This is a genomic window from Foetidibacter luteolus (genome assembly GCF_009650435.1).
Lineage (GTDB): Bacteria > Bacteroidota > Bacteroidia > Chitinophagales > Chitinophagaceae > Foetidibacter > Foetidibacter luteolus.
The window spans coordinates 329,589-347,383 of the sequence record NZ_VVIP01000059.1; the positions used below are offsets into that span (position 1 = coordinate 329,589).

A 17,795-nucleotide genomic window follows, 5' to 3' on the forward strand; every position below is an offset into this window, starting at 1 on the left:
GTCGCAAGCACTTCATCGTTCGGTTCATTGGGCAGCTTTTCAGACCCGGATAGCGGTGGGTGCAAACATGTACCATTTCGGTCATTACAAAGCATTGCATGCTTTGTAATCCGCAGCAGGAACAAGGCAGCGCCAGCCATCAGCCCAATACTTTGAAAACCAGGCTACTTATAAAGCGGCTTGTAAACTCGTCCTTACCGGCTTGGTCTGCATCTGTTAAACGGGGCAGGAATTCAGAAAAATATTGCTGGTGGTGAGATGTTTCAATAATGGTACTGCTTAATGACTTGGGAAACGGGTAAGCCGGGTTATACTCAGAAATGATGCTGGCTATTTTAGCGCAAAGGTCTTTGTAAGGTTTAAAAACCTGGTGTTGGTTTATCTCTGTAACTTCCTTTATTAAGTACACTTTGCTGCTCTCCGCTATCACAATGCTGTTAAGGTACTTTTTGTTATAGTCCAGTCCGCCGCTGCCCTCCGGTAGTTCGTGGGTAAGCAAATCAATAACAGCTTCCAGCTTTTTACCTGGGTTTGTAATATTCTGCAGGTTATAATCAAGCAAAAAATCTATGTAAAACCAGTACCAGCTAATAATGTATAACAACAGGCGGTGTTTATTTTCAAAGTAACGGTAAACGGTCGCTTCGGTAGTTCCGGCCTGGGTTGCCAGCTTTTTGAAAGTAAAATGCTCAAACCCCAACTCATAAACCAAATCAATGCTTTGCTTTATAAGGTTTTTGCCTATTTCGGATGTCTCCGGGTTTCTCAAATACACCGATTCATTTACCTGGAAGGTTACCTTATACTCCATTCCTGAAAAGTTTTATCAAAATTAAAAATAGTATAGTAAATAAATCAATCGTAGAAATTTAACATATAAAAAAGATAGCTTTACTATCACATGAGATAGTATTTAGTATAATTTTGATGAAAAGTCTGCTGCCATGCTGTTGGACAAAAAAATTCCCTTCAATTACATTTTAAAAAAAATCAGGCGCAACCTGGTTTATGTAACGGTAGTGGGTTTAGTGGTTCAATACGTTACATCTACTTTTGCCAACATGCTGCCAGAGATGCCGTTAAGTATCCCGGTATTTCTGGGTACCGCCATTTCTGTTTTACTTTCCTTTAAGATTAGCCAGTCTTACGACAGATGGTGGGAGGCAAGAAAAGTGTGGGGTGCCATTGTTAACGATTCAAGAAGTTTTGTATTACAGTTGCAGACGTTAATAAATGCGCCTGCCAGCCAGGTTAAAGTGATGGCCTATCGCCAGATTGCCTGGTGTTATTCGTTAGGGCAGTCGTTACGCGGCCTTAACCCGCTTGATAACCTTGAAAGGTTCATCAGCAATACCGATAAAGAAATGATTTCCGGGCATTTAAACAAACCTCTTGCGCTTTTGCAGTTAACAGCATTGGAACTTAAACAGCTTAAAGAAAGCGGAGCCACAGACAGGTACAGCCACATACAGATAGACAATACGCTGGTACGCCTTTGTGACTCAATGGGCAAAGCGGAAAGGATTAATTCTACGGTATTTCCGGTTACTTACCGTTTATTTTTACACTTTACCATTTACCTTTTTGTTATCCTGCTTTCTATTTCCCTGCAAGATGTAAAGGCTATCTTCGAAGTGCCTTTGCTGGTAGCCATCTCAAGCGTATTTTTCCTTCTTGAAAAAACGGCTTATCACCTGCAGGATCCTTTCAGGAACCGCCCCAGCGACACTTCGGTAACAGCTATAGCCACCACCATAGAAATTAACATCAAGCAATTGCTGGGAGAAACCAATGTACCGCCGCCTGCTTCTTCAGACACTTTCTATATACTTTAATTAAAAAACCATAACATTATGTACACGCATTCTAAAGAAACGCAAAGCAAATTAACGCCGGACTTAGCGATTGAAATACTGAAAGAAGGAAACGACAGGTTTGTTAAAAACCTGAAAGCTAACAGAAACCTGCTGCAGCAGGTAAATGAAACAAAAACCGGCCAGTTTCCATTTGCTACCATTTTAAGCTGCATGGATTCCAGGACTTCGGCAGAACTGATTTTTGACCAGGGGCTTGGCGATATTTTCAGCATACGGATAGCAGGCAATGTACTTAATGAAGATATTGTAGGCAGCATGGAATTTGCCACCAAAGTAGTGGGTACAAAAGCCATTGTTGTGCTGGGCCATACCAAATGCGGCGCCATTGTTGGCGCTTGTAACAATGTAGAGCTTGGGCACCTCACCACGGTTTTAAACAAAGTAAAACCTGCTATTGAAGCAGAAAAAACCACTACGGAAAACAGGACTGGGTCTAACGCAGCATTTGTTAATAATGTAACAGAAAACAATGTGCGTTTAACGATTGAGCAGATAAAAGAGCAAAGCCCTATCATTTCAGAACTTATTGCAGAAAACAAACTGAAAATTGTTGGCGGCGTTTATGATGTTGATAACGGAGGGGTAACCTTCTTTAATGATTAAACCACATTGTGGAAAGCGCCTAAAAAGCAAAAGAGTTGCACTGTGTGAAGGATAAATTATGCCATAGCCCAAAGGGCTAGATGTGAATTGCCCCGGATTTCATCCGGGGTTTGCATTTAATGATGGAAAAACTCTTACTCGAAGGGGTTGAACAATGTGGCGCACAGTTATTTTGCCTGCGGCACAATACAAAAGATAGCGTGGTTTCAGCAAAAGCAGCAGCGTGTTGCACCTTTCGGGTGAGGGATTGAAGCGGATACCCCGGTGAGGCCATCGCAGCAGGGCTTTGTGCCGGAGTATGAGCGGAAAGCCCGACCCCTTGCGCAGCTTGGGGGCACCCCACAAAATCTAACTATCTCACAACACCAATAATCCCCCCAGTTTACCGGGGCACCCTTCTTTTTTCAAATCCTTTTTGTATTAAAATGGATAACAGCACCGAAACAAGGGCGGTTATCATACCGGCCGCAAGATCAACCGGAAAATGCTGGGCAAGGTAAATTCTTGAATAAGCTACCAGCAGCGCACAAAAAGCGCCCACTGCAAGCCAGCTTTTTTTGGGAAGTAACAGGCAGAGTAACAGGTAAAAGCTAAACGCGGCAGCCGTATGGCCAGAAGGAAAACTGGAAATGGTGTGCAGCTCAACACCTGGCACTGTATGTATCAAAGAAGTATCGGGTATGGCTTTGATGGGCCTGGGCTCATCCGGAACGATTATGTACTTACAAACCTGGGTAAACAGCGTAGTGAAAACAAAGCAGGAAATAAGCAGCGGCAAAGCATCCTTGCGTTTTAAAATGTACAAGAGTACAAACAGCATTACAGCCCACATAATACCATCCCCGCCATTAGTTACCAGCCGGAAAAACCAATCTGCCAAAACGCCCAGGTTGCTGTTTAGTGTTAGAAACAAATCAATATTTCCCTTAACATACACGCCTGTAAATAGTACCGCTGCAAACAGCAGGGTAATAATTGCGCCTGCCTTAAAATTTTTATAATTCAATGGTTGCATACGGGTTAAATATAGAAGTATTTACAACATACCGTACAACTATAAAACAATTGTGTTTAAACGAACAGGTTGCTACGCCGCATGGTCTATAAACCTGATGGTAAAACAGTTCTTACCATCTTTAATGCCGTAGGTAACGCTGCCCTTGTGCACATCCAATATCCTTTTAACTATGGAAAGGCCAAGGCCATACCCTTTTTCGCCTTTGGCATTGCGGCCCCTGAAAAAAGGGATAAACAGGCGGGAGGCTTCGTCTTCAGAAAGCAGGTCTCCGTTATTGAGGAATAACAGGGTGGTGGCTGTTTCATTTTCCTCTATCAGTATATTAATGCTTTTATCAGACGAGTAGAGGTACGCGTTTTTGATAAGATTGGAGAAAGCTGAACGCAGTAAAGGCTCGCTGCCACGTACGGAGAGGTAATTTTCTTTTTCAGGAACCGTAAGAAACTCAACAGAAACATTAATGCCCGGCAACGATTTTTTAGACGAGGCGATGGCATCATACAGAATTTCATCAAGCCGCACAAAGCCCCATTCGTTGGAAGCATTAATACGGTCGTACTGGGAAAAGGCAAGCAGTGAGTTGGTAAGGTCAATCATGCCCTGTTGGTCTTCTTTAAGGGAATGCAGCACTTTAACATACTCTTCATTGGTAAGATCGCGGCGCAGCGCAGCTTCTGTTTGGGAAAGCATGCTGGCCAGCGGGGTACGTAATTCGTGAGAGGCGTGGTGTACAAAACTTTTCTGGCGCTCAAAGGCTTTGTCAAGCCTGTCCAGCATGTCGTTAAAATTAGCGGCAATAAGGTTAAGCTCCATGTAATTGCTTTCGGCATCCACCCGCTCGTTCAGGTTGTTTTCTGATATTTTCTGCATTTGGTCGCCCATGCGTATAAGCGGCCGGGTAGCCTGGTTGGCATAGACAAACGCTATAAAGCCGGTAACAACGATACCGCCGAGGGTTACGAAGCCCATAATCCAGCGGAGACGGGCAAGCCTTTTACGGCCAATCATATCCGCACCGGAAACAATAATAATATGCTTAACATCCTTAAAATAAACACCCATTACTTCCCTTCTGTTTAAGCTAAAACCATACTCCCCTTTCTGTTTTATTTTATTAAGCAATTCAATACCCGGCTTATAATTAAGTGCCGGGGGCTCGCTGTAAATTATCTTGTAACTGCTGTCCAGTATAGTTAGCTGTGGCTGATAGATATTGCCTGCCGGAAAACGCTCCATTTTTTCTGTAACGCTTTCCGGCAGGCCCATTATATTAAAATGCTGTTTATAACTTAACCAGGCCTTACTCCACAGACGGTTTTGATAGTCACCGCTTCGTGTACCGGCATAAAGCAGGTAAATTACCGCCACGCAGGACACAAGTACTACCGTTACAAGCAAACTGAAAAAAAGGGAAAATTTTAGTTTAAGGTTCATGACAGAGGCGTTTCCCGCACGTAGTAACCAAAGCCGGGTTTGGTATGAATGAGCTTGGTTTCAAAGGGTTTGTCAATTTTATTCCTTAAAAAACTAATGTACACTTCAATGGTATTTGTGCCGGTATCAAAGCTTAAGTCCCAAACTTTTTCCAGGATATCCTGCTTGGCAATAACTTTTCCCTTGTTCCTGCACAGTAAAACCAGCAAGGCAAATTCTTTAGCCGTAAGGTTAATGTTCTTACCGTCACGTGTTACGGTTTTGTTTTCCATGTCAATTTCCAGGTCTGCTACGGCAATTTTTTCGCCGGGCTCGCTGGTTGCATCAGCACGTTTTAAAAATACTTTTATACGGGCGAACAATTCATCAAAATGGAAAGGTTTTACAACGTAGTCATCGGCGCCCAGGTTAAAAGCATCCATTTTATCCTGTATTTCGCCCAGGGCGGTAAGCATGATAATTGGAATATTTTTATTAATGCCCCTGAATTCCTTGCACAAGGCCAGGCCATTTTTGTAAGGAAGATTAATATCCAGTATAACAAGTGAATAATTATGCTGTTTGAACATTTTTTCAGCAATCAGTCCGTCATAGGCAACATCCGTATGATAACCCTGCCTTGAAAGTTCATCCTGTATAACCTGGCTCAACTTAGGTTCATCTTCGGCTAAAAGAATCCGGTAAGTGTTATCCATACTATAACTTTGAAAACTTTAAGGAAAATTAAAATTTTATCGAAAATTAAAGACAATTTAATGAAAATCTTGATTTTAACATTATCTATTTTCCTGATACACACAAGTTTCGCTCAAAAAATACAAACTCCTTTTGAAAAAAGCAATAATACTCAAACAACAACATATAAAGAATGTATCCAATGGTATAAACTACTGGCTGCCACAAATGGCAACATCAAGGTTGTGACCCGGGATACAACCGATGCAGGCTATCCGCTCCATACCATTATTTTTAGTTACGATAAAACTTTTGATGCCGATTTATGGCATACCCAAAATAAGGTGGTTATACTCGTTAATAATGGTATACATCCCGGAGAGCCTGACGGCATTGACGCAAGCATGATGTTGTTAAGGGATTTGGCGGATGGAACGCTTATCATTCCACAAAACGTAGTACTGGCTGTTATACCCATTTACAATATTGGCGGCAGCCTTAACCGAAACAGCTTTACCCGTGTTAACCAGAACGGGCCGGAAAGCTATGGCTTTAGGGGTAATGCGCAAAACCTGGATTTAAACCGGGATTTTATTAAGGCTGATTCCAAGAATGCCCGGGCCTTTACCCGTATTTTCCATTGGCTTAAGCCAGACATACTTGTTGACAACCATGTAAGCGACGGTGCTGATTACCAGCATACTATGACTCTTCTATCTACCCAGCACAATAAACTTGGCGGGCCTGTTGGCGAGTTTATGCACAATGTTTTTGAGCCTGCGCTGTTTAAAAGTATGCTGCAAAAAAATTGGCCCATGTGCCCGTATGTAAACTTCGAGGAAGGTAATCTTGAAAAAGGCTGGGATGCATTTAATGATGCACCCCGCTACAGCACGGGCTATGCCGCCCTTTTTCAAACCATTTGCTTTATGCCGGAAACACACATGCTTAAGCCGTTTGCAGACAGGGTTAAAAGCACCTATGCCTTTATGCAAACCGTGGCCGAGCAAAGCGGTGCTTTAGCCGAAGATTTACTGGCTGCCCGCCGGGCTTCTGCTGAAGCGGTTAAGCAACAGCAACGGTTTGCGCTTAGCTGGCAGGTTGATACTGTACACTATGAACTGGTTAACTTTAAAGGCTATGCCGCAGACAGCGCCGTTAGCCAGGTTACGGGCATGAACCGGTTGTTTTATAATCACCGGAAACCGTTTGAAAAACAAGTAAAATTTTACAATACATTTTTGCCTGGCCAGGTGGTTACCAAACCTAAAGCCTATATTATTCCGCATGGCTGGCAGGATGTTGTGGAGCGGTTACAACTCAATGGCGTTAGGTTGCAGCAACTGCAAAACGATACGGCCCTAACTGTTGAAGTTTACCACATAAAAGATTATAAGAGCCTGCCCAGGCCTTATGAAAAACACCACCGCAACTATAACATACATCTTGAAACGACGTTGGAAACCATTCATTTCCTGGCAGGAGATTACATTACTTATACCGGCCATGAAACAGACCGGTATGTTGTGGAAACTTTAGAGCCGCTCGCCGATGACAGTTTTTTTAGCTGGAATTTTTTTGACGCTGTTTTGCAGCAAAAAGAAGGTTACAGCGATTACCGCTGGGAGGATATCGCAGCGCAATACCTGCAACAGCACCCTGAGGTAAAGGAACAACTGCAAGCCCGCAAAAAGGCAGATAGTACTTTTGCCGCATCGGCAAGTGAACAATTACGTTTTGTTTACACACACTCCCCCTGGTACGAGCCCGCACATAACCGCTACCCTGTTTACCGGCTCGTAAATTAGGTTTCGGTTGATACAGAATAAGAATTTGTGGTGGCATGCGAAGGAAGAAGTGCGAAGTACTTGCTTATGTTAGATGTTTGATGTGGGATGGACGATGTAAAAAAATGCACCCCCACTCGCCATTTACCACTTACCCACTTGCCCCTATTAATGTAATTACTTAACGCTGATACCAGCCGCTTGTAAAATCTTGAAGAAAAGTTCAGTGTTTTCGTACACCCCGCTGAACAGTTGCGACTGAGGGCCGTAGGCAAATACCGGTACGGGTAAGGCGGTATGATCGTTGGTGGCAAACTGGCCGCTTACGTAACCGGTGTTGTAGTCGCCATCCAGCAAGGTAAGGCCGCCGGTTTCGTGATCGGCGGTAACTATAACAAGTGTTTCGCCGTCTTTATCGGCAAACTCAAGCGCCTTGCCAACAGCCTGGTCAAAGTCCATAACTTCGGTAACAACATAAGGCAGGTTATTGTCGTGGCCGCCGTAATCTATCTGGGCGCCTTCTGCCATTAAGAAAAATCCTTCTTTGTTTTTAGACAGCCTGTCAATGGATTGTTCCACCGCCTCCTGCAGCCAGTTGCCACGCCCGTTGCGCATAGATAAGCCGGCCTGTTTATCTACCACGATAACTTTGTTGTTGCCCGGCGGAATATTATTTAGTGATGACACAATGCTGTACTTTTTGCCAAGCTGCTGTAAAACACTGTCAGAAATTTTCGTCTTTTCAGACTTGTCGAGTATCGCCACATTCTGCAGGCTTTCATCGCCGGAGCCCATCAATAAATCAACAGGTGCGTTGTTTAAATCATTCAGTATGTCAGCGGCATGTTCCCGTTCGCTCTGGTGAGCGTAAAAATCGGCTGGGGTAGCATCTGCAATATCCCCGCAGGTTACCAGCCCTGTCTTCATTTTTCTGCGGCTAAAATAAAGTGGCAGCAGGGGTAATGCCTTGCCGGTATGGTCAACGCCAACAAAACGGTTATTGGTTTTTTCGCCGGATGAGATGGCAGTAGAGCCTGGCGCCGAATCTGTTACGTAGCTGTCGTGGGAACTTGTTTTGGAAGTGCCTGTACGCCGCATGTTGAATATGTTTAATGCGCCTTTATTGGCAGTATAACCGGCATATAATTGCGGGTAGCTGGTGCCATCCCCAATAAACAGAATGATATTTTTTACCTGCTTGTTTTGCCCGTCGTTTTTATAGGTTGGCTGGTAGGTTTTGTAAAAATTATTGCCGGGTATATAAGTTGTTGCCGGCAGTTTGTTAAGAAACGAAGCCAGCTCTGGTATATGGTCTGTATTAAGGTAATCTACCCCGGCATGCATAAGTCTGTACCAGGCATTAATATAATCCGGTGCACCCCAAAAGCGTACCGGTTTGCCGGCATTGTGTGCTTTTTTTACCGCGGCATTAAGGGCTGCAGCTTCTCTTTCGGGCACTATGCCCTTGCCGTTCCAGTTGGTGTAGCTGCGCAGGTTATCACTAAGCAGAATTATTCTTGATAGTTCTGCCGCACTGTAATTTTTGTTAAGTTCCCCGTCGAAGTTGATGAAAGCCGGGTAACCGGTAAACAATTGCGGAGAAGGCCGGTTGCCGGTGATGGTAAATTTGAGTGTGCGGCATGCAACTAAATCCGGGTAATTTTTCAGCAGTTCCACCAGCGTATTAAGGGTGTTGATAGAGTCTGTTTTTATATCTACCAGCAGCAACAGCCGGCGGCTGCTATCCGCATAAACGTATCCTTTGTTTTTTTTAATGCAGCCTTGCAATGGCTGCAGGTATAATGTTTCCAGTGTTTTTTGCGGGTCTAAATATTTTTCCTCATGGGCTACAAGCAATTGCCCGTCCTTCAAAAATATATCTGCCTCAATAGAGCCAAAACCTGCATGCCATGCGGTATAAAATGGAACAGGCTGTTCATAATCGTTGTGCGAGTGTGCGTTGGCAACAGTTAGCAAACGGGGCTGCGCCAGAACAGTAACAGCGCATAGCAGAAGTAACGGCAGAAATAGTTTTTGCATAACGGCATTTTTCAAAGCGGCTAAGTAAATGTATATGCGCCAATTATCCTTTTTGAACAAGCATCTTTTTGCGTAATTCATAATTGTTTAATCATTTAATGCTGTCCTTTTGCACCGCGCAAGCCAGGTTTGGACGTGACACAAGACACACACATCGTACATCCCACACCTGACACCTAACATTTGTTTGGGGGTGTCCCTCGTACCTCGGGTCGGGCTTTCCGCTCATACTCCGCCACAAGGCCGGGCTGCGAAGGCCTCAGCGGGGTAACCGCTTCAATCCCTCACCCGTTGGTGACGCCTGTTGAGTCTTTTCAGGCAGGTTGTTTGCTACCCCTGTTGCTAATGCCTTCGGCTCCGGTAATTATTATCCATAGTATAAACCAGCAAAGGCCGGGGTTTCCGCCTGTCGTCAGAAGCTGCAAAGCAAGTCTACCCGGTGGGCAAAGCTGCATAGCGAACTAACAGCACAAGAGTGCGACGCAAGTAAAGTCTCATGGGTGTTCCTCTTGCCGGGGTCCAAAAAATCTTGTTGCAGGCTATACTTTAATGCACTCATCCTTGTGAAATGCCGTTCAGCACGAGAGATGAGAAATTTTTTCAATGGAAACTAATATTACAAAAAAAGTTTCCTTAGTTTTGTTCCTCAAATTTGAGCAGCGAAGGAAATGAAAGAAAGAATACAGCAAAAGGCCAAAGAGCTATTTATGCGTTACGGGTTTAAATCTGTAACCATGGATGAAATTGCCGGCCAGTTAGGTGTTAGCAAAAAAACCCTTTACCAGTTTTTTACAGATAAAGATGAGTTGGTGGAAGCGGTAATGCAGGCCGAAATAGAATACATGCGTACAGAATGTATAAGGCAGAATACAGAAGCGGAAAATGCAGTGGAAGAGCTTTTTAAAGACATGGATTCTGTGCAGGCCACCTTTAACGCACTTAACCCCCAGATTATATTTGACCTGGAAAAATTTTACCCCAAAACCTTCGAAAAGTTTAAAAAGCACAAACATTCTTTTCTGTTAGATGTAATAAAGAGAAACCTTGAACGCGGAAGGGAAGAGGAGCTTTACCGGCAGGATTTTGACCTGGATGTAGCGGCCCGCTTCAGGCTGGAAAGTTCTTTTGTTATGTTTAACCAGGATGTTTTTCCCTATGGAAAATACAGCCTGGTGCATGTTTCCAACGAAATATACTATCTTTTCCTTCACGGTATTGCCACAACCAAGGGTAAAAAGCTGATAGAAAAGTATATACAACAACGCGTAAAAAATAAAACCAATACTTATGCCTGACTTGAAAAACATAAGCACGGTATGTTTACTATTATTCGTTACCCTTACAACCCACGCACAAACAAACAGTCACGAATTTTCCATACAGCAGTGTATTGAATACGCCAGGAAAAACAACCTGCAGGTAAAGAATGCACTGTTGGATTATAAAATTCAGCAGCAGACTAACCGTAACATAACATCGGCGGCATATCCGCAGCTAAACGGCTCTCTTGGCACTACCTATTATCCTAATATACCGGTGCAAAGCTTTCCCAACTTTATAGCGCTGGCCACTTACGGCGTACTGGAAAATGAAGGGGTAAAAGACGGTAATGGAAACGCGATTAAAACACCCGATGATATTGGTTTTATTAATGCCGCTTTTGGTACCAAGTGGGCTGCAACGGGTGGTGTAAGCCTTTCGCAGATTTTGTTTGATGGGCAGGTATTTGTAGGGTTACAGGCCAGGCAGGCGTCGCTTGATTTCAGGAACAAGGCTTATGAAGTAACGGAAGAAAGCATTAGGGCCAATATTTATAAAGTGTATTACCAGTTAGTGGTTAGCAAAACGCAGTTGGAGCAAATAGAAGCCAATGTGAACCGTGCCGATAAACTGGCACACGATACAAAAGCCCTTTTTGATAATGGCTTTGCAGAAAAACTGGATGTTGACAGGGCTTCTGTACAACTGGCCAACCTTCAGACAGAAAAACTTAAACTTGAAAACACAATTAACAACGGTTACGTTGGTTTGAAATTGCTGATTGGTATGCCGGTAAAGGATTCGCTGGTATTAACGGAACAAATAACAGAAGATAAGATTAAGGAAGATGCTTTAATGGATACAGCCGGCTACCAGTACAGCGATAGAAAAGATTTTCAACTGGCCACCATTACCAATACGCTGAATGAATACAACATCAAGCGCTACAAGTTTACTTACCTGCCATCTGTTAACCTGTCAAGCCAGTTCTCAAAGAATGCCTATCGTAACGAGTTCAGCTTCTTTAAAAAGGGAGACTGGTTTAATAGCTGGTACATTGGCCTGAATATATCGGTGCCCATATTTGATGGTTTTGCCCGTGCTTCTAATGTAAGAAAAGCGGAACTGGAACTTGAGCAAACAAAAAACCAGATGCAGAACCTGAAGAACACGATAGATAATGATGTGGCATTGGCAAGGAACAATTTCAGGTCGGCCATTCTTACACTTGATTTTCAGAAAAAAAATATCACACTGGCCGAACAGGTGTATAACCAATCAAAGAAAAAATACGAATCAGGGCTGGGTTCCACTATAGATATCACCAATGCGCAAACAGATTTAAAAACGGCGCAAACCAATTATACCGGGGCGCTTTACGATGCTGTTATTGCTAAGATTGATTACCTGAAAGCCATTGGCAAACTGCAATAGAAATACAATACCCAATCACTAACTATAAAAGATTTATATGCAACGGTTCCTGAACATTCTTGTAGTAACGGCTGTGGTAACCACGCTGGCATCCTGCGGGGCTGCAAAAGATAAAAATGCGGCAGTAGCGGAGAAGAAGGCGGATTTGGATGCCCTAAAGAAAGAGCAGGCTTCTTTAACGGATAAGATAGCCAAACTGGAAGCAGAGATTGCTAAGCTTGACCCTGCTTCTGCAAAACAGGAAAAAGCAAAACTGGTAAGTATAGATACCATTACCCCAGGCAGCTTCACACATTTTATTGACCTGCAGGGCAAAGTAGACGCCCAGAACATTGCTTTTGTAACACCGCAAAACCAGGGTGGCCAGGTAAAGGAACTCTACGTGAAGCAAGGTGATTATGTAAAGAAAGGGCAGTTGCTGATGAAGCTGGATAATGAAGCATTTAAAACACAATTAGGTCCGTTGCAGGTGCAGCTTGATAACGCCAAAGACATACTCCGCCGCAGGCAAAACCTTTGGGAGCAGGGTATAGGTACGGAAGTGGAGCTTATTTCTGCAAGAACAACAGTATCCAATCTTCAAAAACAAATAGACGCGGTTAATACACAGATAGGGCAGTACAATGTGTACTCGCCTATGAATGGTGTAGCGGAAACAGTAAACATAAGAGTGGGTGAAACATTTAGTCCTGCAACGGCTAATGTGATGGGCATAAAACTGGTTAATACGGGCGATTTGAAATTAACAGCTAATGTGCCGGAAGTTTACCTGGATAAGGTAAATGAAGGAACCAGCGTAATGATTTCGCTGCCGGATGTTAATAAGAATATCAGCGCCAGGGTTACCGTTAAGGGCAAAATAGTTGACCCCAACAGCCGCTCTTTTTACATTGAAGCTAAACTGCCGGCTGATAAAGATTTGAGGCCCAACCAGCTTGCCGTGGTAAAAATACAGGATTATGCCGCGGCCAATGCCATTACGGTTCCGGTTAACACCCTGCAAACAGACGAGAAAGGAAAATTTGTAATGGTAGCGGCCAAAGAAGGCAACAAGCTGATTGCCCGCAAACGTACGGTTATGGAAGGGCAGATGTATACGGATACCCTCGAAATAAAAAGTGGCCTGCAGCAGGGCGATGCGATTATAGTTGATGGATTTCAGGGGCTGTATGAGGGGCAGTTAATTACCACAGATGCAAAATGATGGTAATGAGTAAATGATTTTTGTATGGAAGGATAAGGATTCCCCAAAGCGTGAGGGATAGTAACGGAAAGCCCGCAACGGAGCTTAGCGGAGTGAGGACTTGAAGTGGATAGCCCGACCCGCAGGGGCACGCCCTGAAAACTATTTATAACGCGGTATCAACAGCCGTCAATTATTCCGTACCAATGATAAACGAAACATACAAGTATTCTGATATTACCGGGGCTGTGATTGGGTGTGCCATGAGAGTGCATACAAAGCTCGGTCATGGATTTCCTGAAGTTATTTATCAACGGGCATTGGCGATTGAGTTGGATAAAATCCTGATGCCATATGTAAGGGAAAAGGAGTGGGAAGTTTATTACGATGCTTTGTTAATTGGAAAGAGGCGGGTAGATTTTGTTGTAATGGAAAAAGTACTGGTAGAGCTAAAGGCTATAGGGAGCTTTGAACCTGGGAACTACACCCAGATACTCAATTACCTGGAAGCGTTTAAGATGGAAATTGGGCTTCTGCTCAATTTTGGGAAGAAGAGCCTTGAATTTAAAAGATTCACTAAAAACAGATGAGCCAAATATAAGTTCACGCAAACGATTCTTAATCATGAAATCATTAAAATCATTGGAATCATCGTTCAAGCAGTTTAAGCCCACCACCTGGAGCATTAAAAACAAAACATCCATCTACCTGATGATGATTTTTGTAAGCTTATGGGGGGTGTACCAGTTTGTTACTTTGCCCAAAGAACAATTCCCTGATATAGTGATCCCCACCATTTATGTGCAAACCATTTATGTGGGCAACTCCCCAAAAGATATTGAAAATCTGGTTACCAGGCCCATTGAAAAACAAATTAAGGGCATAACCGGCGCCAAGATTAAAAAGTTTACCAGCACTTCACAACAAGACTATTCGGCCATCATAGTGGAGTTTGATACAGAGGTGAAAACCGATATAGCCCTGCAGAAAGTAAAAGACGCTGTTGATAAAGCCAAGCAGGACCTGCCCACCGACCTTACCGAAGAGCCCACTGTACTGGAAGTGAGCTTTAGCGACCAGCCAGTAATGTATGTAAACATAAGTGGCGATTATGACCAGCAACGCTTAAAAAAGTTTGCCGATGATATGCAGGACAGACTGGAAGACCTGCCCCAGATTAACCGGGTTGACCTGGTGGGGGCCCCTGAACGTGAGTTTCAGATTAATGTGGACAACTACCGCATGCAAAGCGCCGATGTTACATTTGATGATATAGCCAATGCTGTGTCCCGTGAAAATCTCGATATCTCCGGCGGCTTGCTGGATGTAGGTAATATGAAACGCAACCTTCAGCTAAAAGGCCAGTTTAAAACAGCTTTTGATATTCAACAGGTGATTATCCGCAACAGCCATGGCGCCCCGGTGTACCTGAAAGATATCGCTACCATCAAAGACACCATTAAAGAGCGTGAGAGTTATGCCAGGCTTGATGGCAAGAATGTGGTTACACTCAACATCATCAAACGCAGCGGCGAGAACCTTATTGAAACCAGCGATGATGTAAAAGAGGTAGTGGAAGAAATGAGGGCCACACAGTTTCCCAAAGACCTGAACGTAGTGGTTACCGGCGACCTTAGCAATAAAACCAGGGTTTCTTTTAATGACCTTGTTAATTCCATCGTTATCGGCTTTATACTGGTATTGATTATCCTCATGTTCTTCATGGGTGTGGTAAATGCGTTCTTTGTTGCGTTGAGTGTTCCATTAAGCATGTTTGTGGCCTTTGTGTTTTTGCCGGCGGCGGATTTAATCATCGGTACGCATGTAACGTTGAACTTTATCGTGTTGTTTGCCCTGTTGTTTGGGCTGGGTATTATTGTGGATGATGCCATTGTGGTAATTGAAAATACACACCGCATATTTACACAGGGTAAAGGAAAGATCAATGCGTCTAAATCGGCCATGATGGCTGCCGGCGAAGTGTTCATCCCCGTATTGGCCGGAACGCTTACTACGCTGGCGCCGTTCTTTCCGCTGCTCTTTTGGCCGGGCATTATTGGTAAGTTCATGGTTTACCTGCCCGCCATGCTCATCTTTACATTAACGGCATCCTTGATTGTGGCATTCATTATGAACCCCGTGTTCGCTGTGGATTTCATGACGCATGAAGAAGGGGAACACAAAGAGCCCAAATCAGCCATCTTTAAAAAGCCTGTGTTTTGGGTAGGTGTTGGCGTTGGCTTACTGCTTGATTTATTCGGCCAAACCTTTGCCGGCAACCTGCTGCTTTTTATAATGGTATTGATTGTATTTAACCGCTATGTGCTGGATGGGGTGATACATTCCTTTCAAAACCGTGCCCTGCCCTGGATTATGGGCCATTATGAAAACCTGTTGCGTTGGGCACTTGCCGGGTGGCGTCCGGTATGGCTTTTCCTGGGCACGATAGTATTGCTGATATTCTCTGTTATGTTGTTCGGCGTACGTAATGGTGGGGTGGTGTTTTTCCCTAAAGGCGATCCCAACCAGGTATTTGTTTACCTGAAACTGCCGGTAGGTACTTCAGTTGGATATACCGATTCCGTAACAAAGGTGCTGGAACAAAGGGTGTACAAAATACTGAACATGGAGAATGGCAGGAAGAACCCTGTTGTGGAAAGCGTTATCACCAACATAGCTGTTGGCGCCAGCGACCCTATGAGTGGCGACCGCAGTACCCGCAGCGAATTAGGCCGCGTACAGGTATCATTTGTGGAGTTTGAAAAAAGGCACGGGGAAAATACACGCAAGTACCTGGATGAAATACGCAAGGCCATGAAGGGCATACCCGGCGCCGAAATTTCGGTTGACCAGGAAAGCAGCGGCCCTCCTACAGATCCACCCATTAATATTGAAATATCCAGCGAAGATTTTGATAACCTCATCAAGACTTCCGTAGCGCTTAAAAATTATCTTGACTCTATACAGGTGGATGGCGTGGAAGAACTGAAGATGGATGTTGATTTAAACAACCCGGAAATTACGTTAACTGTTGACAGGCAGCGTGCACTTATTGAAGGTGTTTCCTCCGGCCAGATAGGCCAAACACTTAGAACAGCCTTGTTCGGAAGGGAAGTGTCTAAAATAAAGGAGGGCAAGGAAGAATACAAGATACAATTGCGCAACCAGGAAATGCAGCGCAAAAACCTGGTAGAGTTGTTAAACCAGAAAGTGTATTTCAGGGATATGGCTACCGGCGGTTTTAAAAGCATACCCATCAGCAACCTGGTAAAAATTGATTTAACAAGCACGCTCGGCAGTGTTAAACGCAAGAACCAGAAGCGTATGATTACCCTGCGCTCTAATGTGCTTACCGGCTACACGCCCACGGCGGTTAACCAGGTGATAGCAGGGCATATTAACGACTTCAAAAGTAAGCCGGATGGCGTTACCATTAAGCAAACCGGCGAAGGCGAGCAACAGCAGGAAACGGGTGAGTTTCTTGGTATGGCCCTGGTTATTGCGCTGATGTTTATATTGTTCATACTGGTATTGCAGTTTAATTCTGTTAGCAAGTCGGTAATCATTTTGTCTGAAATTATCTTCAGTGTTATTGGTGTGCTGCTGGGTTTCTCCCTTACAAAAATGGAAGTGTCTGTGGTTATGACGGGCCTGGGGATTGTAGGCCTTGCGGGCATAGTGGTTAAGAACGGTATCCTGGTTATTGAGTTCGCGGATGAGTTAAGGGCCCGCGGCCTTAAAACAAGGGAAGCTGTTGTTCAGGCAGGCAAAACACGTATCATACCCGTATTGTTAACAGCCCTGGCCGCCATTCTTGCCCTTGTGCCTTTGGCGGTAGGGTTTAACATCAATTTCATCACCCTTTTCAGCCACTTCGATCCGCATATTTTCTTTGGTGGCGATAACGCTGTGTTCTGGAAACCGCTTTCATGGACCATCATTTTTGGCCTTGCCTTCGCCTTTTTTATGACACTGGTAATCGTGCCCAGCATGTACCTGATAGCAGAACGTTTAAGAAGGCCCATGCGCAACATGTATGGCGGCAAATGGATAAGCATGCTCGGCATACCGCCGCTTACCATAGTATTCTTCCTGCTTATGCTGGCAACCATGCTTAAGCACCGTATAGCCCGTGCCCGCAGAAGAAGAAAGCTGGCCGGTCAAAAAGTAAACGAAGCGTTTATTGGTAGCTGGTTTTAAGAGAGGGAAGAGGGGGAGTGGTAAATAGTGAGTAGGCAGGCAGTAAGAATAAGTTCTAAAATATTATAAGCTGGCTGGCAAAATGGAATCTCACTAGCGGTTCCCCACTTGCCACTGGCTAAATTTTTACAGTTGGTTTTGGTTAAATCGTCCGAAAGGATATCCCGCCCCTGATTCTTCAGGGGCGGCTTTTATGTACAGATCATTGCTTCGCTGCGCTTGCAATTTTTTTTGGGGGGACGAGCTCTGTTGCTACTATTGGGCTTTGGTTGTGTCACTCACTT

13 protein-coding genes are annotated in these 17,795 nt (G+C 44.2%); 8 read left to right on the forward strand and 5 right to left on the reverse strand.

The window, feature by feature from the left end:
• Positions 1 to 139 precede the first annotated feature (139 nt).
• A complete protein-coding gene (locus tag F0364_RS20010; protein WP_153799573.1) occupies positions 140 to 811 on the reverse strand; it encodes a TetR/AcrR family transcriptional regulator in 672 nt (223 codons plus the stop codon).
• 133 nt (positions 812 to 944) lie between these two features.
• On the opposite strand from F0364_RS20010, the gene F0364_RS20015 reads away from it, so the two are divergent.
• Both F0364_RS20015 and F0364_RS20020 read left to right on the forward strand, forming a co-directional pair.
• The gene (locus F0364_RS20015; RefSeq protein ID WP_153799574.1) at positions 945 to 1,835 is read left to right on the forward strand and encodes a bestrophin family protein; all 891 of its coding nucleotides are present in this window, start codon (positions 945 to 947) and stop codon (positions 1,833 to 1,835) included.
• An 18-nt stretch (positions 1,836 to 1,853) separates the two neighbouring features.
• Positions 1,854 to 2,480: a carbonic anhydrase family protein gene (locus F0364_RS20020; RefSeq protein WP_153799575.1), complete on the forward strand. Its 627-nt coding sequence runs from the start codon at positions 1,854 to 1,856 to the stop codon at positions 2,478 to 2,480.
• A 382-nt stretch (positions 2,481 to 2,862) separates the two neighbouring features.
• Here the strand turns inward: F0364_RS20020 and F0364_RS20025 are convergent, their stop codons facing one another.
• The 3 genes from F0364_RS20025 to F0364_RS20035 form a co-directional block, all read right to left on the reverse strand.
• A complete protein-coding gene (locus tag F0364_RS20025; protein ID WP_153799576.1) occupies positions 2,863 to 3,495 on the reverse strand; it encodes a phosphatase PAP2 family protein in 633 nt (210 codons plus the stop codon).
• Positions 3,496 to 3,567: 72 nt separating this feature from the next.
• Complete coding sequence (locus F0364_RS20030) at positions 3,568 to 4,932, reverse strand: ATP-binding protein (RefSeq protein ID WP_153799577.1); 1,365 nt, start codon at positions 4,930 to 4,932, stop codon at positions 3,568 to 3,570.
• Positions 4,929 to 5,627: a response regulator transcription factor gene (locus F0364_RS20035; protein ID WP_153799578.1), complete on the reverse strand. Its 699-nt coding sequence runs from the start codon at positions 5,625 to 5,627 to the stop codon at positions 4,929 to 4,931. The genes F0364_RS20030 and F0364_RS20035 overlap by 4 nt, the downstream gene beginning before the upstream one ends.
• Before the next feature lie 60 nt (positions 5,628 to 5,687).
• Between F0364_RS20035 and F0364_RS20040 the strand changes: the two genes are divergently transcribed.
• Positions 5,688 to 7,415 (forward strand): M14 family metallopeptidase, encoded by a 1,728-nt coding sequence (locus F0364_RS20040; RefSeq protein WP_153799579.1) that lies wholly within the window; start codon positions 5,688 to 5,690, stop codon positions 7,413 to 7,415.
• Positions 7,416 to 7,571: 156 nt separating this feature from the next.
• Here F0364_RS20040 and F0364_RS20045 read toward each other — a convergent pair whose 3' ends face one another.
• Positions 7,572 to 9,434, reverse strand: a complete 1,863-nt coding sequence (locus F0364_RS20045; RefSeq protein WP_207632789.1) for an alkaline phosphatase — start codon at positions 9,432 to 9,434, stop codon at positions 7,572 to 7,574.
• Positions 9,435 to 10,102: 668 nt separating this feature from the next.
• On the opposite strand from F0364_RS20045, the gene F0364_RS20050 reads away from it, so the two are divergent.
• The 5 genes from F0364_RS20050 to F0364_RS20070 all read left to right on the forward strand — a co-directional run bounded on the left by F0364_RS20050 (position 10,103) and on the right by F0364_RS20070 (position 17,511).
• Positions 10,103 to 10,729: a TetR/AcrR family transcriptional regulator gene (locus F0364_RS20050; protein ID WP_153799581.1), complete on the forward strand. Its 627-nt coding sequence runs from the start codon at positions 10,103 to 10,105 to the stop codon at positions 10,727 to 10,729.
• Positions 10,722 to 12,128, forward strand: a complete 1,407-nt coding sequence (locus F0364_RS20055; protein WP_153799582.1) for a TolC family protein — start codon at positions 10,722 to 10,724, stop codon at positions 12,126 to 12,128. Before F0364_RS20050 ends, F0364_RS20055 begins: the two co-directional genes overlap by 8 nt.
• A 37-nt stretch (positions 12,129 to 12,165) precedes the next feature.
• Positions 12,166 to 13,332: an efflux RND transporter periplasmic adaptor subunit gene (locus F0364_RS20060; RefSeq protein ID WP_153799583.1), complete on the forward strand. Its 1,167-nt coding sequence runs from the start codon at positions 12,166 to 12,168 to the stop codon at positions 13,330 to 13,332.
• A 185-nt stretch (positions 13,333 to 13,517) separates the two neighbouring features.
• Positions 13,518 to 13,901 carry a GxxExxY protein gene (locus F0364_RS20065; protein WP_153799584.1) on the forward strand — a complete coding sequence of 128 codons (384 nt, stop codon included), beginning with the start codon at positions 13,518 to 13,520 and terminating at the stop codon, positions 13,899 to 13,901.
• A 34-nt stretch (positions 13,902 to 13,935) separates the two neighbouring features.
• On the forward strand, positions 13,936 to 17,511 hold the full coding sequence (locus F0364_RS20070) for an efflux RND transporter permease subunit (RefSeq protein WP_153799585.1): 3,576 nt from the start codon (positions 13,936 to 13,938) through the stop codon (positions 17,509 to 17,511).
• Positions 17,512 to 17,795: the final 284 nt, after the last annotated feature.